The sequence below is a fragment of the Wolbachia endosymbiont (group B) of Germaria angustata genome, from assembly GCF_964026725.1.
Lineage (GTDB): Bacteria > Pseudomonadota > Alphaproteobacteria > Rickettsiales > Anaplasmataceae > Wolbachia > Wolbachia pipientis_C.
This window is the reverse complement of sequence record NZ_OZ034691.1, coordinates 1,148,332-1,173,570: the sequence shown is the minus strand read 5'-3', so window position 1 is coordinate 1,173,570 and position 25,239 is coordinate 1,148,332. Positions and strand designations below refer to the sequence as shown.

General features: G+C 33.8%; 11 protein-coding genes and 1 pseudogene. 1 reads left to right on the top strand and 11 read right to left on the bottom strand.

Annotated elements, in window-relative coordinates:
• Position 1: 1 nt before the first annotated feature.
• From AAGD63_RS05665 to AAGD63_RS05650, 4 genes are all read right to left on the bottom strand, one after another.
• Positions 2–9,472, bottom strand: a complete 9,471-nt coding sequence (locus AAGD63_RS05665) for an ankyrin repeat domain-containing protein (protein WP_341813318.1) — start codon at positions 9,470–9,472, stop codon at positions 2–4.
• A complete protein-coding gene (locus AAGD63_RS05660) occupies positions 9,457–12,075 on the bottom strand; it encodes a Ulp1 family isopeptidase (protein ID WP_341813317.1) in 2,619 nt (872 codons plus the stop codon). Before AAGD63_RS05660 ends, AAGD63_RS05665 begins: the two co-directional genes overlap by 16 nt.
• Before the next feature lie 44 nt (positions 12,076–12,119).
• Positions 12,120–13,763, bottom strand: coding sequence for a hypothetical protein (locus tag AAGD63_RS05655; RefSeq protein ID WP_341813298.1), 1,644 nt, complete (start codon positions 13,761–13,763; stop codon positions 12,120–12,122).
• 113 nt (positions 13,764–13,876) lie between these two features.
• Positions 13,877–15,112, bottom strand: a complete 1,236-nt coding sequence (locus AAGD63_RS05650; protein WP_341813299.1) for a hypothetical protein — start codon at positions 15,110–15,112, stop codon at positions 13,877–13,879.
• Between the two features lie 912 nt (positions 15,113–16,024).
• Here AAGD63_RS05650 and AAGD63_RS05645 point away from each other — a divergent pair.
• The gene (locus tag AAGD63_RS05645) at positions 16,025–18,943 is read left to right on the top strand and encodes an ankyrin repeat domain-containing protein (RefSeq protein WP_341813316.1); all 2,919 of its coding nucleotides are present in this window, start codon (positions 16,025–16,027) and stop codon (positions 18,941–18,943) included.
• A gap of 468 nt (positions 18,944–19,411) precedes the next feature.
• On the opposite strand, the gene AAGD63_RS05640 is transcribed toward AAGD63_RS05645, so the two are convergent.
• From AAGD63_RS05640 to AAGD63_RS05610, 7 genes and pseudogenes are all read right to left on the bottom strand, one after another.
• Positions 19,412–20,899, bottom strand: coding sequence for a recombinase family protein (locus AAGD63_RS05640; RefSeq protein WP_341813315.1), 1,488 nt, complete (start codon positions 20,897–20,899; stop codon positions 19,412–19,414).
• Positions 20,893–21,327 carry a DUF2924 domain-containing protein gene (locus AAGD63_RS05635; RefSeq protein ID WP_341813314.1) on the bottom strand — a complete coding sequence of 145 codons (435 nt, stop codon included), beginning with the start codon at positions 21,325–21,327 and terminating at the stop codon, positions 20,893–20,895. Before AAGD63_RS05635 ends, AAGD63_RS05640 begins: the two co-directional genes overlap by 7 nt.
• A 4-nt stretch (positions 21,328–21,331) precedes the next feature.
• Positions 21,332–21,793 (bottom strand): ankyrin repeat domain-containing protein, encoded by a 462-nt coding sequence (locus AAGD63_RS05630; RefSeq protein ID WP_341813313.1) that lies wholly within the window; start codon positions 21,791–21,793, stop codon positions 21,332–21,334.
• A gap of 38 nt (positions 21,794–21,831) precedes the next feature.
• Positions 21,832–22,503: an ankyrin repeat domain-containing protein gene (locus AAGD63_RS05625; RefSeq protein WP_341813312.1), complete on the bottom strand. Its 672-nt coding sequence runs from the start codon at positions 22,501–22,503 to the stop codon at positions 21,832–21,834.
• A 168-nt stretch (positions 22,504–22,671) separates the two neighbouring features.
• A pseudogene (locus AAGD63_RS05620) lies at positions 22,672–23,837 on the bottom strand (phage tail protein).
• A 263-nt stretch (positions 23,838–24,100) separates the two neighbouring features.
• Positions 24,101–24,901: a baseplate J/gp47 family protein gene (locus AAGD63_RS05615; RefSeq protein ID WP_341813311.1), complete on the bottom strand. Its 801-nt coding sequence runs from the start codon at positions 24,899–24,901 to the stop codon at positions 24,101–24,103.
• A gap of 2 nt (positions 24,902–24,903) precedes the next feature.
• Positions 24,904–25,239: a GPW/gp25 family protein gene (locus AAGD63_RS05610; RefSeq protein WP_264374786.1), complete on the bottom strand. Its 336-nt coding sequence runs from the start codon at positions 25,237–25,239 to the stop codon at positions 24,904–24,906.

Genomic DNA, 25,239 nt, shown 5'->3' with positions numbered 1-25,239 from the left:
ACTACCTTCTTCCAGCGACTAATTCTCTGGCATTGCCCGCAATTAATACATCATCTAACCTAGTTCTAGGTCCAGATAAACCTAAGCTTTGCGGTTCTTTTATATTATCCATTTTTAGTACGTTATTTTCATTATGTAGCATTTGGTGTATTGATTGATTTAGTGATACATCTAGCTTGTTATTAAATGTAGCCATAAACTTTTCAAATTTCTTCGGACTTAATTTACCAGCTTCTTCATCAGGACATGCTTTCTCTACATACGATTTTAAAATCCCTGAAATTTCATTGAATTTACCACTCATGACTTTTCTAGTAATTTCTTTCTGCATTTCCATATAATCAATATTTAATCGATGCATTGATACACCACTTTTTAATCCAGCTTGCTCTACTACTTTCTCAAATTCCTTTGTAATATTGAGTGCATAGCCCTGTGCTTCTAGTGGGGATATAGACTGATCTACTGTAGAAATATACTTCTGACCTGTAACTTTTCTAATTAATAAATCAAGTAACATTATTGTACCATTAAAATCAACATGTGATAGATAGTGATCTCCCATTTCTAGTATTATATTTCCGCTACTAGGTTTAAATTTAACAGGTGTTTGCCTTTCACGCATTTGTTTTATATTTGCATTTACATAATCAATGTTGTCTCGAAAGAAACCTCCATTTTCTTGTTTTTTATCTGTACCATCAGATGGTAGTGTGGTACTTGTTGAACTACTATTACTTACCGAAGCTTTGGCAAATTGCTCATCAACTTGTGGTATTGAACTTGCAGTATTTGATGCTTCCTCAGATAAAGCAGCTCTAAACCCACCTACAGAACTTTTCACCCAACTAAACAAATCATTTATCCATGAAGATGGTCTTGTACCACTACTTGCTGTTATCTCAGGTTGATCACTTGAATCTATAGCAAGAGGTTTTCTTGACATATGATGATGATTGTGATCTCCATGGTGATGACGGCGTTTACGTTGTACAGGCTTTTCTCTTTCTTGATTAAGTTTTTCTAAGCACTGCACAACATCACTACATTCTTCATTTTTACTATGTTCTCTAAGTTTTTCTTTAGCAATATCTAGTGGTGTTTTACCATCCCTTTCAGTATCGATATTAGCCCCTCGACTGATAAGCTCTCTAACTTTAGGGAGATTTTCTTCTCTTACAGCAGTAAATAACTTCCTGTTTAATTGTTCATGTTCTAAAATTCTCACTATACGACCTTGTTGGCCAAGCAATAATGCATTATTGAGAGATCCTTGATTCTCTTCAAGAGTGTTCTTTGTATTAATAGCAATATCTAGCGGCGTCTTACCATTCTTGTTTTTAGTATCAATATTAGCTCCTCGACTGATAAGCTTTTCAACTCTAGAAAAATCATATTCTCTTACAGCAGTAAACAACTCTTTGCCTAATTGTTCTTGTTCTAAAATCTTGACTATATCTGTGTAACCTTTTTGAGTAGCTAAGTCTAAAGGTGTTTGGCCGTAAGTATCTTTAACCTCAATGTCAGCACCTCTACCAAGAAGAAGTTTAACTGTACTTGGCTTATTTCCTTGTACAGCTACATGTAAAGGTGTCCAACCATTATTAGTTCTATCGTTAATGTTATTAGCATCACTATCTAAAAAAGACTCAACTATTTCAGATTTATCATTATTTTGGGCAGCCAAATGTAAAGGTGTATCACCATATCTATCTTTAGCTCTAATGTTAATATTGCTATCAAGAAAAAATTTAACTACATCAAACTTACCGTAAGCAGAAGCAAAGTGTAAAGGGGTCCAACCATACATGTCTTTAGCCTTAATGTTAGCACCTCTATTAAGAAAAAACTGGACCATGTCCAGATTACCTTCTTGAGCAGCAAAATGCAAAGGTGTTTTACCATCCTTATCTTTAGCACTGATATCAGCTCCTTTACCTATAAGATACTCTACTACATCCAGACGACCATTCCAAGAAGCCCAGTACAGCGGTGTCCTGCCATCTTTGTCAGTATCATTAACACTCACTCCCTTACTAATAAGAAACTCTATAATGTTTTTACTATTATTCTCAGCGGCAACATGTATAGGTTTTTCACCAATAGTAGAAGTATCTGCAGCATTGATATTAGCTCCTTTTTCTATCAAGAATTTTGCAACCTCTAATTGATCAAACTTAGCAGCATAGTGTAAAGGTGCCCAACCATTTTTATCAGCCTCATCAACGTTTACCCCCTTGCTGATAAGAAACTCTATAATACTTTTACTATTATTTTCAGCAGCAACATGTATAGGTTTTTTACCAGCAGTAGAGGCGTCTGCAGTATTGATACTAGCTCCCTTATCAACGAGAAGCTCAGCAATCTCTAAACGTCCTCTCCATGCAGCATAGTGCAGTGGTGTATAACCTTGCTTGTCAGTATCATTAATACTCACTCCTTTGCTGAGAAGAAACCCTATGATATCTTTACTATTGTTCTCAATAGCAACATGCACAGGCTTTTTACCATAAGGGCCTTTATCTGCAGCATTAATATCAGCGCCTTTTTTTATCAAAAACCTTGCAATTTCTAAACGATCCTCAAATGCAGCCCAATGTAGTGGTGTCCAACTGTATATATCTGTAGTATTAACATTAGCATTCCGACTAACAAGATCTTCAGCTTCATTGAGATTACCATCTTGTACTGCAGTCAACAATCCTTCATCTAAATCTGATTGTACTTGCTCTATCATCTCCACTATATTTGTATAACCTTCTTGCATAGCCAAATCCAAAGGTGTTTTACCATCCTTGTCTTTAGCGTTAATATTAGCACCTTTATTGAGAAGAAGTTTGACTGTACTTGGTTTATTTCCTTGTATAGCTAAATGTAAAGGTGTTCTACCGTTATTAGTTATATCATTAATACCACTAAGATCTCTGTTCAAAATAAATTCAATTACTTCAAGTGTACTATCATGTTGAGCAGCTACATGCAAAGGTGTTTCACCATCTTTATTTTTAACCTTTAAGCTAGCTCCCTCTTCGACAAGATATTCTACTACTTTCACATGACCATTATTACAAGCGTTATGTAAAGGAGTATTATCACTATTATCTTTCGCTTCTAAACTAGCACCTTGGCTAACAAGAGCCTTGACTCTATTAAGATCATCACCGTTTACTACAGCCAACAATTCTTTATTTAAACCTGACTGTGCTTTTTTCAAAAATTCTTTTATATTTTCTTTAACAGCCAAGTCTAAAGGTGTGTTACCATCTTTATTTTTAGCCTTTAAGCTAGCTCCCTTTTCGATAAGATATTCTACTACTTTTAAATGACCATTTTGAGAAGCATAATGTAAAAGAGTGTTACCATTGCTATCTTTCACCTCCAAGCTAGCACCATGGCTAACAAGATCATCAACTTTATTAGGATCACCATTTTTCACCGCAGACAACAATTCTTCATCTAATCCTGATTGTATCTGCTTTATCATTTCTACTATATTTATGTAACCCTTGTGATCAGCCAACTCTAAAGGTGTTTTATTGTCTTTATTTTTAGCCTTTAAACTAGCTCCCTTTTCGATAAGATATTTTGCTACGTTAAAGTGACCATTATTACAAGCATTATGTAGAGGAGTATTATCATTATTATCTTTAGCTTCTAAATTAGCACCTTGAGCAATAAGATCTTCCACTTTATCAAAAGTGCCCTCTCGTGCATTGATTGACAATCCTTGATCCATCTGCGCTCTCTTCAAAAGCTCTATCATATCTCCTTTAGTAGCTAAGTCTAAAGGTGTTCTATCATTCTTATCTTTAGCATTGACACTAGCACCTCTATCAAGAAGAAGTTTTGCTACGTTCAACCTTCCTGCTTCAACAGCAAGATCTAAAGGCTTTTTATCATCTTTGTCTTGAGATTCGATGACAGCACCTTCATCAAGAAGAAATTGAGCTATATCCAAATTACCCCCTTGAGCAGCAAAATGTAAAGGCGTTCCCTGATACGTTATCTCATTATTAAATTTTGCACCGTTACTAATAAGAAGTTTGACCACACCCCATTTACCTGACTGAGCAGCATAAAGTATCGGTGTCCAATCACGCCCGTCTTGAACTTCGATACTTGCACCTCTGTCAAGAAGGAATTGAACCATATCCAAATTATTTCCTGATGCAGCAAAGTGTAAAAGTGTTTTACCTTCCTTGTCTTGAGCATCAATATTAGCTCCTCTATCAAGAAGAAGTTCTACCACGCTCCATTTACCTGATTGAGTAGCAAGAAATATTGGTGTGTACCCAAATTTATCTTGAACTTCAATATTAGCACCTCTATCAAGAAGAAGTTTAACCTTATCAAATTCACCCGCCTCGGAAGCAAGATGCAACAGTGTTCTGTCAAGTTTACCTTGAGCATTTATGTCTCCACTGTTTGGAACCTCTAAATGTATAGAACTCTCTTGTGAATTAACAATAGAACTCACATTATTTAATTTATCAATACTATCTGAATTATGTATTTTATCTACTTCATTACTTAATAATATCTCTTTGTCAGTAAATTTTATAGATAATGTTTTCATTTCAGGTTCTTTATAGAAATCTCTAAAATATATAATACACAACTCATTTGCTTCTATGCCAGCATTAAAGGCATTGGTAACTATCAAGTCATATTTATCATGAAGGTAGGTATACCGCCCTGCTTTTTTAGATATAATTAGTTTACTATTTTCTTCTATGTCTTGAGGTCTTACTACAATAATTTTCTCATCAGAAATAAAGAATGAAGACTTTAAATCTAGATTACCATCTATTTCCACCGGTGCATTATCAAAAATAATTTGTAGTTTTTTATACCACTTATTTATAAGTGCATCCTTCAGCCTAACTGTTATTACATCTTGCTGCAAGCCGGTAGCTGATATAGATAACTTAATTAATAAATCATTTTTGTCTTTAATAATCGTTGGTGTCGGTTTTATACTCAAATCCCTATCTACTTGCTGTACCAGCTGATGTAAATCTAATATACTTCTTAAACTTTTCTTTCCATTGACATCCTCATTAATGATTACCTCTTGAATAGGGAAGTTTTCAATATCAAGTGTTTCATGACCTGAAGTAATTGTACATACATCGTTTCCGCTTAGAACAATATTTTTTCTCCCACTTGCATTGAGTTCACTACAAACATCTCTCCTCATAGAATCCGCAGCGTTGCTTCTCCCTCTATTATTTAAACAACTATCTAAATCTAACTTATTTTTTGACTGATTTAAAAAGGTGTGCCTTTCAACATCTTCAACCATAGCAGATGTTCTACTTGCTATTTGCTGACTATTTTCTTCAGTCAATATTGACTGATAGTCTACTACACTTTGATTATAACCATTTGACCCTTGTATACTACGTCTCTTGCGAGTAGATCCACAATCTTCAATCTTCCAAACACCATTGATAACACTTTCCCCTGATTTCCAAGTGAACACATACCGCCTATCCTTGTCACAATTGTTTAAGTGGTACATACAATCATTATTAGGTGAGTACAAGTACCTTCCATACTCAACATTCTTTAGATACACATTATCGCCATTGAGCTCAACCTTCCACTTAAATTGATCACTATTTCCATTTGAAGGCCAAGTGAACACATACCGCCTATCCCTATCACAATTGTTTAAGTGGTACATACAATCATTATTAGGTGAGTACAAGTACCTTCCATACTCAACATTTTTAATACATACCTCTGATGAAAATACCGCATTTCTCACTGACTCTGGTAATTTACTTTTTAGCCTTTCAAGATCAGATCTTTTTTCTGAACTGACCCCGGAATATTTATTAGAGTTCACTGTACTTTTAATACGGTGAGCTAACTCAAATACTGCACCATCGTTCTTCGGCATTTTATCAAACACAGCCATATAACCTGAGATACTCTGACCAGGGTTATTATGACTGTATATAAACCTTAATATTTCTTTTTTATCTACTTGCCAGTATACGTCACTTACAGCTTCCTTAATTGCTCTATCAAACAACTTTTCATCAAAATTATAAATCTCATCCAAAAGTTCAATAGTCGAAGCACTACGATTATGCAGCATACCATCCTTTAGCACCTTTTTTGCTGTACTTTTTATCGAACCTTTTAAACTACTTATACAAAACTCTACCAATCTTTTTGCGTTAGATGGAATATTTGCTTGGTTAACAACTTCCTTCTTTAAAAATTCAACCTGTTTTATCATTTTAAATGCGTCATTACTTTTAGTCTTGATCCTGTTACAAAGAAGTTCAATTACACCTGAGTCATTATTGTAAGCGGCTAAATATAGAGGTGTTCTACCATCGTTGTTTTTAGCCTCGATATCAGCACCTCTATCAAGAAGAAGATTAATTACGTTTTGCTTTGCTTCTTCAACAGCCAAATGCAGGGGTGTCTTACCCTCCTTACTTCTAATTTCAATGCTAGCACCTTTATCTATAAGAAAGCTAACCATATCAGGATTACCATAATGAACAGCATAGTGCAAAAGCGCCCAATTATCACTGTTGCAACTAGTACTCTCTAAAGCATTAATATTACCTTTCTTCTCTAAAAATGCTTTGAATACACTCTTGCTTAATTCTACATTACCGTTGTAAGTAGCATAATGCAAAGGCGTCCAGTTCTGTGAACACTGATTTTTATATTCAATATCAACATTACTTTTTTTAGCAGTTTTATCAAGAAGGGTTTTAACTTCATCCCATTTACCTTCATAAACTGCTGTACTTACCAAAGGTTTCAATACTCCCAACCCTGAAGAGATCATCCAATTATTGCACTGATCTATTATGTTTGAATCATAGCCATTCAGCAAAAGGTTGTTTTCTAACTTTTCAAGCAATGTTAAAATCTGATTACTACTTGGCGTTTTATTTTTTAATTCCTCAATTTGTTCTAAACTACAGGAATTTTCTGTAAAGCTTACATGGTCCTGAAGTGAAGAAAAACTTAAACATTGGTATATTGGGTTCTTGTTTTCCATTATAAAATTATCAATCGATACTAAACATTTAAAGTCATTTTCTACTTTAGGAGCATATTTACTTTTATTTTTATAATTCTCTGAAGCTTTTTCAATTAGGTCTTGTACTTTCCCTACTTCATATAAGCTAAACCTATCTAATCTACCGAGCGTTATTGGTTCTAAACCTAGATCAAACTCCAACGTAGAAATTCTATGAGACTCAGAATTATTCCAATTCTTTATATTGATTGTGTGATTGGATACTTCATCAGAAAACACCAAATCTGTGTTACTACTAGAAACTCTAATCCGATCTGGAGTAATATTCTTTAGTATCATTACTCCTATACGCTTTTCATCTTCCTCTATCGAATTTAAAGTACCATTTTGATTATGTGTAATATCGACAGACTCAGTGAAGTCTATAGTGTATTCTTTTACAGTTTTCTCATAATCACTCTTAAGTTTATCTTGATAGTCCATTATTCCATTAACTTCTTGCTGTAAACCAAGATATGAGGAAAAATTACCATCATTCCACAGAAAAAAATTAACGTTTCTCCATTTACTTTGATTATCATAAAAATTTTCTACTTTTATTATAAAAGGAACCTCGTTATTCCTTATCAGTAAAAGATGATCTTTGTTTCTATATCGCTCAATATCTTCAAGACGGGAATCTATCACTACATGATCATCTTGAAAATCTTTAGGTAACACAAACATGTTTTGAGCTTGTGTAGCGTGGAAAAAAGGAACTAATTTACCATTTCTCGAAGAAGAGGGAGAACATGATATTGACTGTATATTAGGGATAAAAGTTTCTCCTTTTTTATTCATAATTATAAGATGCCTATAATTAGAATCTTGAAGGTAATTTTTTACTCGAATGTTACTATTATTGTGCTTTAAATAGAGGTCACATTGCTGGATTGAAAAATCTTTTTCAACCATTGGCATAAATAGTATATCCAGTTTTTTATCATTTGAATTATTATCAATTTTAACTTCTCTACTATTTATATCATTGCTAATAAAATACACATCACTTCCATCTCCACCTCTAGCAACTATGGCTCCTTGATCAAAATTTATTATATCATCTTCTGAAGAACCAAAAAACATATGTGGAACTGTACTATTATCCTGATTTTGTACTTTATCTCTAATAACACCAAAGACTTTATAACTCTTATGATTATTTAGAATTTTTTTGTAATGATTTTCAACATTGTCAAAATTATCTAGGGAATGTTCTGAATGTAATTCAAATGAAGTAATTTTTATAGTTGATGAGTCTGATCTTTCAATCTTAGGAACAATATTACTACCATTTTTATCTATTAGTGCAAAGCGAGGTTTATTACTGCTTTGCTCAACATAATTTTTTACATCAAGAGTAAATTGATTGTTTTGACCAAAATTTATTTTTAAAGATAAAGTATTACTGTCTGTGGAATAAGTGATTTGATCACAATCACCTAATAAATCGATTTCCGGAAAAATTATAGTTCCTGTTCCATCTACATCAATTTCTGAATATAAACCCTTACCTTTGTAGTCTGCAGCTTTTACGTAAAAAGTATAATTGCTCTTTCCACCCTTGACTGTAGTATACGGCGAAATAATTACTTTTTTACAATTTTCAACTACATCTTTCCTATTTTTATCAAGACCACCGCCACTATCTATTATAACCTCACGATCATCGGTTCCTATAAAGTGCTCAGAGTAACCCATGCACAAAATCTCATCCACCTTGTTCTTTCTTCCAACATAGTAATAATTAAAGATGCCATTATTATCAATTTGATCATTGATTAACCAACGACCATTTACTCTTGCCTTTAATGACCCAGAGGCATTAGGCTTAAAACGATAGTTAACGTTCATTCCTATAACTGGATCTTTCAATTGACTTAAATCAATTATATTAACAGAGTTACCTCCACCAATAATTTTACCTGAAAAGCCAATGTTATTTACAATAAACCTATTTACTACATTATTACCACCAGTTATTCTTGTTGCACCTGGATAAATTAGAAAATTATTGTTCCATTCGTTGCTTCCAATAATGACACCATTATCTACATTCTGTAGATCATAGACAATTGTTTTGCCATTTTGCTTTACACCCACTCTACCATCGTGACTAATAACCATTGCATTATCACAGTAGTATAAAGGCGGTTGAACTGAATTTGTAATACCTTTTTCATAATCTTGACTAGTACTGTGTGGCAAACAAATCATGCTAGCACCTTCAATATAATCAGGTATAACACGCGAAAGATCTTGTGTATTGGCATTTTTCCTATTCATCATAATCGTTGCATAATCTGGACGAAGAGTATTACCGTTTATTTTTCCAAGACCAATACCATAAGCAACAACATTACTAGGGTCATTATTTAAAGCTTTCCAAGCTCCTTTAGCTAGACTATTAACCATTTCCTTTCTTGCTGCAAGATGTTGTACATCTTGTGGTACAGGTTGAAAAACAAATGTATGCCAAAAAATACGCCATTTTCATCATGGGTTGTATCATACTTTTTCTCGTACTCCACGATATTGCTAACACCACTATAAATTCCATAACCTACCATGAGCCCAAACCCAACTGCAATACCAACTACCGGCATACTTGCTGCTGTAAGAGCAACACCAGAAACAAATGACACACCAGAAAAAGATATAGATGCTATATTATCTCTTATTTCCTTTTCTCCACATGGATTATCACTATCCTCTCTTTTTTTACAATCAACAAGATTACTTGCTGACATACCTATATCAACAATATCAAAAACACCAGCTATAGCTCCTGCCGTACCTTTTGCTATTGTACTTCCAAACTTTACACCTGCAATCCGAATAGCAAATTTTGTCTGTTTACCCAGAGTGCCTGATACAATTTTTCCTGCAACCTTTTCAGCTGATGCTACAACTTTTGGAGTAATTTTAACCATTACATTCTCAATTGGTTGAGATGCAAAAGACCATCCTATCCCACCTAAATTTAATCCACAATCTATTGCTGTTCCATCTTTACAAGATACAATAGCTCCATGAATTCCTCTTATTAATTGTATTCCACCTGCAGCGTTCATTAACCTGCTTTTCAACTTTGAGCTTTTTGTTGTACTACCAGTTTGCTGTGAAATGTCACCGTGCAAATTCTTAATACGTTCATTTTCAATATAACGTCCGTACCCTTGATCTTCAACTACCTTATCAAATAAGTACTTATGATTACCTTCGATATTTTTATCTCCAACGAACTCTATTAGCTGAGCATTTTTCCCTTCATTTTGACTACTTTTAACATAAGTTAGGAACTTTTCACTATCAACTATAATCTTATCTATATTATTTTCATCTACCCTTCCCTTAATAAACTTTTTTACATCATCCAATGAAAATAAACAAGGATTAATACTTCTTCTTTTTCTACTACCTTGTTTTACACAATTATTTAGGTCAAATTTCTTTCTAGGTGCTTGTGTTTCAGCAAGTACAGCCTCTAGATTAGCTATACGTTGTGGATCTATACTTAATTTGTCTGAAACATTTTCTCTCGTGCGTATAAAATAAGCTTCATCTCTTCCTTGAACTTGCAAACGGTTACGTATTTCATCAGGAATATTACTTCTACTTCCTTGCAACACAGCATTAATACCTCTAGCGTTTTCTAACGCCCATAAGCCACAATTATAACCATCTCTTTGTTGAGTAACAGGAACATCATGAACGTTAATTTGAGCCTGTTGTAAAACTTGACGAATATTATCTGGAACACTATTACCCAACGAGTCTACATAGTATCCATTATACTGCCCATTTTGATAGGCAACGACCAACGTAACCCAGTGATTATTATCTAAATTAACAATTAAAGTTAATGGCCTTCTTTCACCTCTTGTTGTTACGCTATCTTGAAACTGTTGCAATTGATTAACTATGTGTTCTGATGATCCCACTACTTCAAATAATGTATCAGCTCCATAACCGTATTCTATTCTTGCAATATCAGCTATATCATGTTGTTGCAGCCAATAATGATAATCTTTTTCTGCTGTTGCAGATTCTAATGTACGTAAATTCTCTTCTTGTATACCAATATTTTTAAGTCTCTGAGTTATCTCTTGTATTCCTTCTAAATGTTTTTTCTTAGCTATATCAATAGAACTATGAACTACTATAGCAGGAATAAACTCATCACTTGTTAATATTAAAGAATTTTTATCTTTAGCCCCTATATTAACAACTACACCCATGAAAAACATTTTATCACTATCTGTGATTGCTTTCAGTGCTGCCCCTTTAGCATATCTAATATTTTGTTCTTTTGTTAATTTATCAACTTCCTGTTTCAGCTGATCTTGATTTAAATTTTTATCTATAAGCTTAAATTCCAGCGCTATAGGAGTGTATTCTTTAGTACCCTGAGGTGAAGGACCAATACCTTGTATTACCATATCTACATGACCACCTGTTCCTACTTGAAATTCAGGTATAATTATAATTTTTGCAGAATCTTCTTGGTTTGTAGAAGTCTCTTTTAGCTTCAAATCACTATAACTACTAAGGAAGCCATTAAGCACAGCTTGTAATCTTGCTTCATTTGTAATCAAACCTTTAACAGGGTAAATCGCATCTGCTATCTCAGTAAGTAGACTTTTATAACCTAGCAATAAGTCTGTACCTTCAGAAGAAGTAGCATATTGAGAAGTAATTGCTTGATTAAATTTTGCCTTTAATTCATCAGAATTAGGTATCTTAAGAAAACTACCTGTAAATTGTTGATCGGCACCACTTGGTTTATATTTACTTATCTGTTCTATTTTAAAAAGGTCTTCAAAAGATAATCCTGTTTCATATTTTTTTAGACTCATTTTAATTTCTACGGCATTTCCTACTTTTCCTATTTCAGGTATGTTCAGTACTGGAATTTTTTTATCAGCATAGAATTCCTTTGTATTGGACTCTCGTATATGAAAAATGAATGCTGTTTTTTCTTGTCCTTCATTACCTTGAACAAGTATTAATGTCATAACTGGGCTTTTAGATAAAGTGTATTCTGTTCCCTGAGGCCAGTTCAGCGGGTACTCATCATATGAGTATATATATTTTTTTTTACGTTATCCTGATCTTGACCAATCTCGTTAATTAAAATTGATTGACCTAATATATCTCTACTGAAATAGTAATGATCTTTTGTTTCTTTATTCGCTGGAAAAGTATGGTATTCGCTTGATAACAAATCTTTTACCTTTCGCTTAAAAACTTCCTCAGAAATTGATTGATTATCCCACTCGCCAACTAGTTCGATAAATTCCTCCATCAAAGGAGCTGGTGGTTGTTTAATAGGTTTTACTTCAGTTTTAAATGGTTCTTTGAGATCTAAATTTAACCCAACAGCAATAGCATTCTCCGCATTGGTTAAGATCCTCATCTTATTTGGTCTAAAACCTTCAATGTAACCTTTAGCTTGCTCCAGCGCATCACTTGGATCAACTTGTCCTTCAGTTCCAGCCTTGAGTTCAATAAGAATTGGAACTGAATCAATAGCACGATCAGGTCCACGAACAAGCAAAACAATATCAGCATAACCTCCTCCAGCAAATTGTTCCAGATAGAGTTTGGTATTATCACGATATCGAAAGTTATCAAACATTCCTGCTACAAAACCATGTTGACCAGCTTCACGAGCTTTAATGCCATAAACATTAGCTTGCAAGTCTAAATTGGTGTGAATTTTTTTAATATAATTTAGAATGTCTTCGAGATTTTCCTTAGCTTGACGTGTATCTGAACTGACAAGCTTTTCTATATAATCCTCTAGGTAAATAGATTTACCCAGCTTTTTTGTCACTTCTTGAAACTTTACTGTAGGCTCAATAGGTTGATCTATAATCTTCTTTTTACTTTCTACCTTAATGTTTATTTTTTCATCTTCTCCATCACTCTTTAAGGTATATCCCTTTACTGACGTAAGTCTTGATAACTCTTTTCTAACATCATCACTAAGATCCTTACCTGATTTACCTAGAAACTGCTTGATTTCATCAAAAAATTTATTTTTAAACGCATCATTACCCTTTAACTCACCAGAATCAATTTGCATTGTTTGAATATTTCCATATATATCCTTAGCTTTATACTCCAATACGTTATTCTTCAGATATAAATGTAACTTCTTCGACTTAACATCCTTGTCTGACTTTGGTCTGCTTTTTACTAACTCATACTTATCTTTCAAAATTTTTATCACATCAATTTGAAGCTTACGTTCGTCTAATGGAGTGTAATCTCTACCCATCACATTCTTCCACTCACCTGTGGTGAATTCAAAATTCCTAGTGCGTGTTTGTGGGGAGTTAGAATGTTGAGCTTCTATATCTTCAGTGAAAATAAAAACATGTGTTTTGGATTCTGTTTCTGCTACAACTTTTAAAGTTCTTGCTCCTTCAAAATGAAAATGTAACTTTTTTATACCTAGCTTATCGTTAAGCTTAGTATCTAACACACTGGAAAACCAACCTAGAAATCGATGAGGAAAAAAACCAGCCTTTTCACTAGAGTGCAAATAAGATTGTATTTGATCAACCAATGATTGAAATCTTGCTTCAAAGGACTTATCCAGTAGATCTGCAGAGGTTGAAGGGTCTACTTTCCCAAAAAGTAACTCTATTAGTTCAAAATCTTGTGATTTCTCTTGTTGTTGATTGTTATCAACCATAACTACCTCCTGATTTTAACCTTATTTTAACCTTTTACAATCTTTACTCTCACTAAAATTCTTTGTATGCTTTCGTTTAAGTCTAAGTAACTGAATTTTCAAAAAGAGAAACTCTACACTTTGCTTCTAATATCAGTAACTTCCTGTTTTACAGATTCTACATCTAATGATGCACTTGGTAACTGACTATCACCTGCTCCGCTATCTAATTGCCTGTTTCTAATTCTAGTGAATATCTCATGTATTGATTTATCTTCTTCCATAATAGATTGCATTTGCTCTTGATTAAGAGATTTTATAATTTCCGGCAATACCTTAATATCCGCATTCTTTTTGATCAGACAAGCAATTCTATTCCTAGATGCATATCCTATACCCAACTTATCTAAAAAGTGTTGCTTATGAGTTTCAAAGCCAGAACGATTCCACATGGAGGTGAGCATGTCACTACCAGATTTAATAAAACTATCATCTGGTACAGAAACAAGTGAGTCCAATGCTCCAAACATTGATGTACTATAACCTTCAAGAGATAAATCTTCTGACTTTAAATGTTCAAATAGCTTTTTGGCACTTTCAAAGAAATAACCTGCTGTTAGCGTGCTTAACGTATAATGATACTTATTTTGCTTAAAATCCCTTTTCAATAACTCATGATACTTATCTTCATGAAGGTTACGTAGACAAAAATCAACCATTCCAACATCGTCAGCAGAAAAACGTCCTTTATTATATGCCACTTCCATCAACAAATCTTCTTTCCTTTTCGAAGACACAGAATCAATTGATTGTAACTTATCCCAGAAGAATTCCAAAGCTTCAACATACTTTTCTAGCATCGCAGATTTAAAAGCATAAACGTATGGATGCTCATTATTTAACTTCAACTGATGTTCCTGGTTATTTATAGCATGTGACCAGTAGATCATTAAAGCCCCGTTATTACATCCCTTAACTAAACTCTCTACTGTCTTATTACCTAACGTTAATTTAAATTCTTCAAAAATAGCTCTTATCTCGTCTTCAAAACAACACCAGCATGCAATCCTGTAGCGATCAAAGGGTCTAATAAGACTTCTTTGCCCATCTAAAGTTTTCAAGGCTAACAATTTTTCCCCGAAAGTATACCTATTGAGTCTAATTTGTCCTGAAGCATCTTCTATCTTCCAACAAGTTTCATCTTCTAAAACTTTCTTAAAAAGGGATGGTATTATTGTGCTATCCCATTTATTCAGCAATGTCTGATATGCAATACACCATCTTTTAATCTCTAACTCTTTAAGCCCTTTATGAGGATCATCCTCTTTAATGGAAGTTAGTAATACCTTTTGTACATTTTCGTAACCCATACTTACCCCCCCTAACAAGATTTAATATATTTTAGACATGTTGCTCTACCTTTAAAACTTTGTCAATTACCATTATGTATAGAAAAATTTTCTAACCCAAAGTAGTTTTAGGCAAAAGACCCTTAATAGACTCAATACATGACATTTTATTTATTTTGAATTTTGTTTCATCATGAGCTTGTCTTCATTATTCTTCCGCAAGTAAATCAATATTAATTTAGCAAAACATATTATTAAGATCTCAGGTAAGATAACCGTTTTCAGCACTCAAAACCAAGGGCGGTGAGAGCTTTTTGTTTTGGGATGTGTTGGTCTACCATGTGTACCGTACGAACTTTATTTATATGGTAATTTCACTGTAAGCTAAAACCAGCTATATTGGATCACTTTCGCTAAATCTACGTACGAACTGGTTTGCCTAATTTTATTGCAAAGATTTCAAACTTCTATTTTTATAACCTTATTTTTAAGCTGCTTGTTCTCACAAAGATACGCCCTTTTTTGAAGGAGTAAACAATTGAATTTTTTATAACACTAACTAGCATGGTACTTTCACTAAAATATGTTTTGAAAAAGTTAGTTGACCTGTAAATAGTTCTCTACTAATATTGGCATGTGTTTATTCATTTTGCTGAAGTTGCTCCTTACAAGTTTGTTGTAAAAAAACTTCAGCAGTTTCCGTACTCCTTTAAAGCATCATATTCCTATATATTAAATATAGCTGGTGTTCTCAGTTTTGTTGATCTATAGTAAAATTGGCTAAAACTTCCAGTAATAAACAACTTTTAACCTAGCAGTACTCACCATAAAAACTTAACAAAAATATGAGTAGTAAAAAGATTATGTTGAATTAGCTTGACACATACTACACATTCTATATAATATATCCTATATCTAGAGCTAGCAGGTAATATGGGTACAGGGCCAGTAAAATATATTGCAGAACCTATCAGTGAACAAAGCAAACACACTGATGAGCAAAAACTGAAGTGTGACCTAAGTGCTGGACAAGAGTGTTCAGAAATAGGTAGCCCAAAAACAGAAGCAACTGAATTACCAGTAGATAGTTATTATGAATTCATTAAGCGAGATTTATTTTGGGCTGATAGAAGTTTGATAGATGATAAAAAATACTTAGAGGATTTAATAGATGAGTGGCTTATTCATGCACCTAACTTAAAACTGGAAGAGAGTCAAAAAAAGTTAAATCAAAAATTACTCAATAGTATTATAAAAGATTTTAATATGGGGAATTATGACTCATTTTCAAATCTTAAGCAGTTTTTAGAAAGTAACGAGAAAAATAAAGACCTGAAGTACGTTCTTAATCTAAAAAGAGGACATCTAGGAACAACAGTATTGAATGTGTTTGTCGCACACGATGAAGCCATTCATCCTCTTCTCAAAGCTGGTGCTGATTTAAATATGCAGGATAATAAAGGTAAAACACTTTTTCATGATACTGCTATTTATTCCAGTGAGTATGAAGGTCTAAAGTATCTCTTAGATGCAAAAGCTGATCCAAATATACAAGATGAAAAAGGTAACACACCTTTACACTATTATGCTGCTAAGTGTAGTGATCAAAGCAGAAAAACTATGGATTTGCTCATAAGCAAAGGAGCTGATTTAAGCATAAAAAATAACGATGGAAAAACTCCACTGCAAGTTGCAATTGATAATGACAACATTATAGGATGTTTATTAACTAATAGTCAAAAAAAATTAAGAGAGCAACTAGGTAAAATGCTTCTCGCTACAAGTTCTGATGAAGATTGGGATAATGCTTATGATCCAGAGGTTGAAAATCTAAGAAAGTTTTTAAATCAATATGAAAATGACAACGACTTAAAGATAGTTTTAAATGTTAAGGATGATAGTTCAGTACTTCTTGATTCGCCATCTCGTCAATTTCCTAATGTAAAAGCCTTGCTCTTAAAAGCAGGAGCAGCTGATTTTATAGGTAAAAAACAAGATAATTATGAAAAATGCGATAGTTTTTTATCAGAGATTTATCAAATAAATTACCTTGCTAAACGCGATGAGTTTTTAAGTAAGGTAGTAAAAGCTAAAAGCATGATTGAATTACAAGAAGTTGTAAATGAGATTATAGCTTCTGGAATGAGATTAAATTTTGCTAAAGACAAAGATTATTACTTTGCAGATCACGTACTAGAAAAAATTGCTCAGCTAGAAGGAAGCTATGGAATTGCGAGTGATATAGTATGTACATTAATATCAAGAGGAGCAAAGTTAAAAAGGTCAGAAAGTTTAAAAGTCATTGATACAATAGAATTAAAGTTCAAAGCTCATAAGGCTAATATGATCAGTGCTCATTTAGAGTATGTTAATAATGCTGAGGAATTTTTTAGAATTGCAAAGGCTGCTACCAGCGGTCAACTATATGATGGAAAAATCGATAATAATGTATCTTACTTAGAATACTCAGAGGATAGTATAATAGATGTTGCAAGAATCACAGATAGAACAAGAAATCTGGAACTAATTCAGGAATCATATAGAAGGGATATAATAAAAATTGGCAAAAGTGAGGTAGAAATTATAACCCAAGATGGCATAAGGAATTACACAGATCTTACAGAAGGCAGCGATATAGTATTAACTTTCTATACCAGTTTGGGAAATATAGACGTTAGACTGTATCCTGACGTACAGGATAAAAGCAAGATTATAGTAGAAGTGAGTAATAGAGAAGAAATATTAGAAAAATTCAAAGGTCGCGAAGAAGAGTTAGGCAATGATTGCGCACTCGGTGACTACTGGGTCTACAATGCTATTGAACAGGGATATTTTGAAAGGTCTGGAAAATTAATGCATCCTGAAGTAATAAGCGAGTCTAACAACAAATGGACAGAACGTGAAGAGTTAAGAAGGGATTCTATGGAGGAAATTGCTAGAAGGCATAAGTTATTACAAGATTTACGCAATATTGAGTCTAATATTGTAAAAAAGGAGAAGAATTTTGACGTAAAAACTTACCTGATAGATATCTTTAAAATTTTATCTAGGTTCTATGAAGAAAAAGGGGATATTTCTAAAACAGACTTAGCTAAAGCAGCAGAAAAGGAAAGTAAAAAATTGGGGTTAGAAGGTAAATACAACTGGAGTAAGATTTTTAGTTTAGAGGAAGAAATTATTGAAAAGGCAGAAAAACAAGGTGATAAAGAGCAAAAATCAAACATACCTGATGACTTCTATTTAGGGCACGCAATCAATAATGGAAGCTGTTTTTTTGATTCATTCAGGCAAAGTCTGGAACAACAGAAGGGAATCAAAGTTACTGTAGAGCAGTTAAGGAATGAGTGTAAGAGATTTGCGCAAGACAATCCTCCAGAGTGGTTTATAAGTAAAATTGGCAATGACTTTGATGAGGTTGAAGGTGAGTTCGTAAATCGTGGAATTACGTGTAACCAATATATCAATAGCATTGGAAAGAATGAATTTTGGGGACGTTCCGATATCGAGGGCAGAATACTTTGTGATAAGTATGGTGTGAAATTGCATGTTGCAGAAAGTAACCCATTGCACACTATTGATAAGCAACAAGATCCGTTCTTGCATCAGTTAATAGATAGCTCAGGATCAAAAGCAGGTAAGATAGATTATAGTCACAATAGTGTCTTACATATGGTAAATGGAGGCCATGATCATTTTCAACCCCTACTTTATAGAAATAAGGCCTTGGCAAAACAAACGCAAGAACAAAAAGATTCCTTATGCTATTCAAGCTTGCCAAGCTGTAGTATGGATGAGTTAAAGATAGAAAAAGCATCTCATCAACAGAAGGCACTGCTTGTAAGTAGACCATAGCTTTGTATATGATTTGTTACACAGCAATGATGGGAGAAGTTTATTTAGTAAGTTGAAAAAGAAACTATTTTATTTAAAAAGTTTACTTAATGTTTATGGATTTTCAAGTACACTCTCAGATTCAAAAGGGGCTATAGATTGCTCGACATGTACTATTTCCTGGAGTTGTGTGCTGAAGTTTAGAGTATTGCCTTTTTTGATGTTTAAAGAATTTTCCTCTAAATCTACTATTAAAATATGCAGCTAAAATTGGATACATCTTCTACCATTGTTGCACCTAATATGCTAAAATCTTCATCACTTATATTGATTTTCTACATAATTGATTTTGTAACATTTATTTGCTCTTCTATATCGATTTCAACATCTTTTTGTGTGGCCCTTTGTAGTAGCTCCTTTTGCAATAACCTTTTTTAATTTTCTGGCACATACTTTTTTCGATGTTTTTTCATGTTGTTTTTATAAACGTTACGACGCTGAGCCGTAAAACTTCTCTAATTGTTCACTCCACAGCATCGGTATTTCTCTCAAATCAACTAACTTCAAACCCCTTGGCTGTCTCCCATTTACTATGTCTTCCTTAATCTTCGGAGCTAAATAATTTAACCTTAAAATTTGCTGTATACGTCTTGTACCTATATTAATTTTGATACTCAGTTCTTTCACACTTCTATATTTCCCTTCTTCTAGCTGGCGTTTCCACAGATGGGCTTTTACCACTGCTTTGAGTAACGCATTATTTGTTTTCCCTTCTGGCTCTACTACTGTGCATTTCTTTCCTTTCTTTTTTATTGGTATAAATTCCACCTTATCCTCTAAACTCACCTCTATTCCATCTTCTTTTATCATTACTCCTTTTATTAACTTTTTCACTACTTCTTTCTGCTTTCCAAAATTTAAATTTTCCCATTTTTCTTCGGTCTTTTCTCTCCAATTTTCATATATCTGCTCCGCTTTTCTCATCACTTCTTTTTCTACTTCTCCTGCTACTATTGTTCGATTTACTGATTCACAATTCTTTCCCCTTAAGTGATTGTTGCATACATAATATCGGTACCTTTTATTTTCTTTTTTTGAGTATGTCAGTGTCATATTTACACTACAGCTCTTACACTTAATTATTCCCCTAAGCAGCGCTTCCTCATATTTTGCTTTTCTATATGGCTGATTACTTATCAATTCCTGCGCTTTTTGCCATTTTTCTTCCTCTATTATTGCTTCATGCTTTCCTTCATACTCTTTCTCATAATGCCTGATTTTTCCCATATATATTGGATTTGTTATTATTCTTCTCACCGTTGCTTTTTTAAAGATATCCGATTTTGTTCTGTAACCTTGACTATTTAATTCCCTTGCTAGTTCTGCCATTGACTTCAGCTCCAAATATCTTTCAAATATGTGCCCTACTATTTTCGCTTCTTTCTCATTTATTATTAATTCTTTATCTTTTACATCATACCCTAGCGGCAAAGTTCCACCCATCCATAATCCCTGCTCCTTTGATGTTGCTATTTTATTTTTTACTCTTTCTACAATCATTTCTCTTTCTAGTTGTGCTGCTCCTGACAATACCGTTTGTACAAATTTTCCCATTGGCGTATTATTATCAAATATTTGTGTTACTGCTACAAAATTTACTCGATGTCTTCTAAAAAATGACGTTACTTCGATGCTGTCTTTTGTTTCCCTTGATAGCCTATCTAGCGTATATACTACTACACAATCTACTTCTCCTTTTTTTACATCTTCAAACAATTCCTTTATCGCTGGTCTTTCTAAGTTTTTTCCTGAGAAACCTCCATCATCGTACCTTTTGGCCAATATTACCCAACCCTCTCTGCTCTTTATGTACTTTTCACATGCTACTCGTTGCGCATCTAAACTGTTAAACTTCTGCTCTAGTCCATCCTCATTTGATTTTCTCGTATATATCGCACATCTTACCTCTTTCAGCATTCTTTCTCCTTATCTCTCATTCCAAATAGAAGCGGCCCATTGTAGCTCATTCCCATTATTTTTCCGGCTACTGCTGACAATGATGTGAAAAATTCTTCTCGGTAGATTAAACCCTTATCTGTTACCATTACCGCATACGTCTCTTCACCTCTCTCTAATATTAATTCTGTCCCCTCTACTGGTAATTTATCGCTACTTATTCTTTTTCCCTTCTCTAGCCGATCTGCCAGATACTCTAGTCTTTTTGTCCCCTTTCTTGACATTTCTCCATACGCTTTTTCCTGCATTCTATAAGCTAATCTCGGTATCAGATATTTCTTTGAGTATCTAGGCGCTTCTTCTCCATATACCTTCTTCCATATTTTTCTCAGCTCACCCAAAGGTTTTCTCTCTAAATTCATTACTTTCTTTTCTATTTCTTTCTCCATATTTTCAGCTCTTCATAAATAGCTTTTCAATTCTGTCTATTTTTTTCTTCAATACTTCAGTTACTTCTTTACTGGTTTTCGCATAATCCATCGCTGTCATTCCAAATTTATCCGCTTGCTCTATTTCTCCTCCAGCTTTCACTAGCTCCTCCACTATTTCTTTTTCTCCTACCATACATGCAAGGTGCAATGGAGTGCATTTATTGCCATACTCTTCAGCATTTACATTCCCTCCTGATTTTATCAATTCCCTCACGATTTCTAGACGTTTCTCCGTTACCGCTAGGTGCAGTGCTGTGTATCCTTCTACATCTTTAGCATTCACATTCGCTCCTTTTTCGACTAATAACTTCACTGTTTTTACCTCTACTGCATAATGTAGAGCTGTTCTTCCATTCTTGTCTCTTGCATAAATATTTTTATATGAGTTCTCTAATAGTGACTCCTCTTTTCCTTTTTTACTCATGACCTACCTCACCTTTTCTCTGAATTTAAACCCCTTCTTTAAGCCCTCCTTTTCACCCCCTCATCTATCATTTCACTTACTTGGCTCATTATTTTGCTTGCTAAATTTTCACATTCTTCCTTTATTAGTGATTTGTCTCTCTTCCTTATTTCTCCTATCTCTATTATTTTTAGCTCCGGCATGTAGCTTCCATTCAACATGTCTGCTATTTCTCCCACTAGCCTCTCTATTCCATAGCACGTCAGTTCTCTACTTTTTGTTACTCCACCTTTTTCTCTCAGAAATTTGCTCGCCTTTTCACTTTCCCAAATGTAATACATTGGTGTTGCACCATATTTATTCAGTTGATTAACCTCAGCTCCTGCTTTTACTAGCTCTTTTATTATTTCAACTCCTCCTATTTTGCATGCAGAGTGGAGTGGCGTACATCCAGTGACATATTGAGTGGCATTTACTTCTGCTCCCGACCTTAGCAACACTTTTACATTTTCTAAGCTTTTCGCAAATACTGCACAGTGTAGAGGTGTATAACCATTTTTATCTCTTGCATTTACCTCTGCTCCTTTTTTTATTAATAATCTCACTGTTTTGTAATCAGAGATTTCTACTGCTTGATGCAAGATCGTCTCTCCTTCTTCATTTTTTTTGTTAATATTTTTAAATCCGTTACTTGATACTTCTTTAAAAAACTTACTCTTGCTAAAACTCATTTCATACCTCATAAAATTAGCTTTTCTAGCGCCAGACAAATTTCTTATATTTACCTGCCGCTATTCAAGTCATGTCCTTTTTAGCATGAGAAAGCAAGTCTTTTTCTTTTTATTTCATATACTTTTACCTATTATTAATATAATGCATAAGGATCTAAATATAAGTATTTAACTTATTATAGATATTACTTGACTATTTTTCCAACTTCTGTGCAAATGTCGATGTTCGTGCCACTTCAGTACTCCTGGGTAAAATACTAAAATGTAATTTTCTAATTCGTGTATCGAATCTTCTTTTCCTGAACTTCTATCATTTTCGCAACTAACGTGATATTCCGTTAAATTAGCTTTCGCAACCTTTTGATCAGTAAGATTCTTTGCTTCATATTCATAGCTGATATTAAATCTTTCCAAAATTGGTTTGTATTCCAAGTTCCATAGCTGATCAGAAAGTTTATCATTACCAAGGAAAAGTGTGCCTCCTATCTCTTCTTGATAACAAAGAGGAAACAGCTATTTATTTCTCCTAATTTCCAGCTATCTGACAGTACAATCTGTGCTTTGACAAACTTAATTGCTGGTAATAAACTTTGTGGTAATGGATATAGTGCTTTTAAGTTGTACCACAAATGATTTCTTTCATAAATACCGTTATAATTCTTTGTGTGAGGCTCGGTTTCTCCAAGGATTGCTACATCTAGGCGATATATATCATTGCTTAAAGCTCGTTCATAATGATCGCGTAGATAGTTTTCTATAATCCTAATAACTGGACCACTAGACCTGAAAAAATTTACTCTTCCAAACGATAATACTGGTCCATCTTTTTCAACTTTTCTACCTGAATAGTCTGACAATAAGCTGCCGAATAAACTTTCATCTAAAATAAACCTATCAACGTTATGGTGATCATTGAAAATCCTCATTAGCCTTGATCTTGCTGGTAATGATAGTTTTGCAAGTTCTACTACTGCATCTACGAAGAAGTCATTTGGTACCTCTTTTATCCCTACTTGCAACTCAAAAAAGTGTTTACCGGGTGGTTCTTCGATGATTGTAATGTCTTCTATATTTGCCCACTTGAGTGCTATTTTAAGTGATTTAGGTGTTCCTCGCAGTCTTTGAAATTTTACTCCTTCTATTACGGCTTTTCTTCTATCTTTTACCCAACGCAGTATCTCTTCTAAACCATATTCCTCAATCAACCACGGCAATATTTTTTCCCCTAGGCTAAATTTAAATCCTCTTATCCTGCTTGGATCAACTTTATAATCGATTGCATTAACCAGTGCTTGCTCTTGCTTTGTTGCGTTTGGCGGTAATAAACTTTTCATTTGTCTTTTCTTTCAAGTTGCTTTAATTTCCTTTATTTAGGTAGCTTATGAGTAACCAAGAGATCATTGCAGAAAAATAAAGATGTTCTTAATATCGAAAACACTCTCCATAATATTTGACCATATTATCCATACTTTAAAAAACAAGTTACAACTTCTGGAAGAAAATCAATACTTTCGTCTCCCTAACATTGGATCCAGTAAACCTTAAACCACTTATTGCACGCAATCCCCTCACTGGCACAAAACAAAAAAAATACGTTTTAAATCCTATCTAACTTGACGTGGCCAAGCACTGCACACTCATTCCCCAATACCACAACATCCTCTTTTGGTTCTATTAATTCTACGTTTTCTACACCCTCTACAAATAGATTCGCTATTATCCACGATCTTGTTACACTCCATCCCAGCCTTCTACTTTCTTCAAACTTCTTAATAAATTGCTTCTTGATTTCTTCCTCTGATATTATAGGACTTATGCTCATTCTGCTGTGAATATCTATTTCCGTAATATTGCAACCTATCACTGTTACTGTATCGGTTAAAACCCTTATATCCTCTCTAGTAACCTGCTTTTTTACAATTTCAAGTAGCTCTTCTGAAGCTATGCCAGTTGTGGATAATTGTGTTGATAAGATTGAAATTTGTACTTTCCCTGGTATAGTTGATTCCACTAGTGCATCTTTTACTCTACTATCTGCTGACAATGCATGATATCGATAGTGTTCTTTGCTTCCACACGTGCTTGAGCCCACTATTTTTGCTTTAATTCTTTTTCTAAATCGTTCATCATCTTCTTCTTTCTGCCTCTCTACTCCATAAAATTCAGCCAAATTATCAAGATCTTCTCCCCTTGCAAATTTCAGTAAATTACTCTTTACTGCTTCGTTCATCCTTTGTCTGAGCAAAAGTTCTCGCCAGGCTGCTACCTCCAGAATCTTTATCGCTGGATCGGATTCTACTAACGCTGAAAAGGTTTCATCTCTACACACTAACTCCTCCTTCATTCTGGAAAAGATTTCCTCATAGCTTAGTTTTTCAATAATATTAGATGTCTGCATTTCTAAACAACTATTCCACTAATACCTATGAATTTGCCTTCTGAAAGATACATACCTTCAAGTACAAGAGTCATTTTTCCTTCTTTAGCTTCAGCAATCTTTACTTTTTCTAACTTAAATCTCTTCTCAAATTTCCCCAGTGCTTCTGCTGTTGCTGCATAGATTTCCAAAGTTAAATCTCTATTTATTGGCTTATCTACTAATTCAAATAATCGAGAACCATAATCTCTTCTCATTACTCTACTGTTAATAGGAGTGGTCAGTATATCAATTATCGACTGCTTTAAGTGCTCTATTCCTTCTAACGCTTTTCCTGTTTTAGCATCCATACCCTTCAT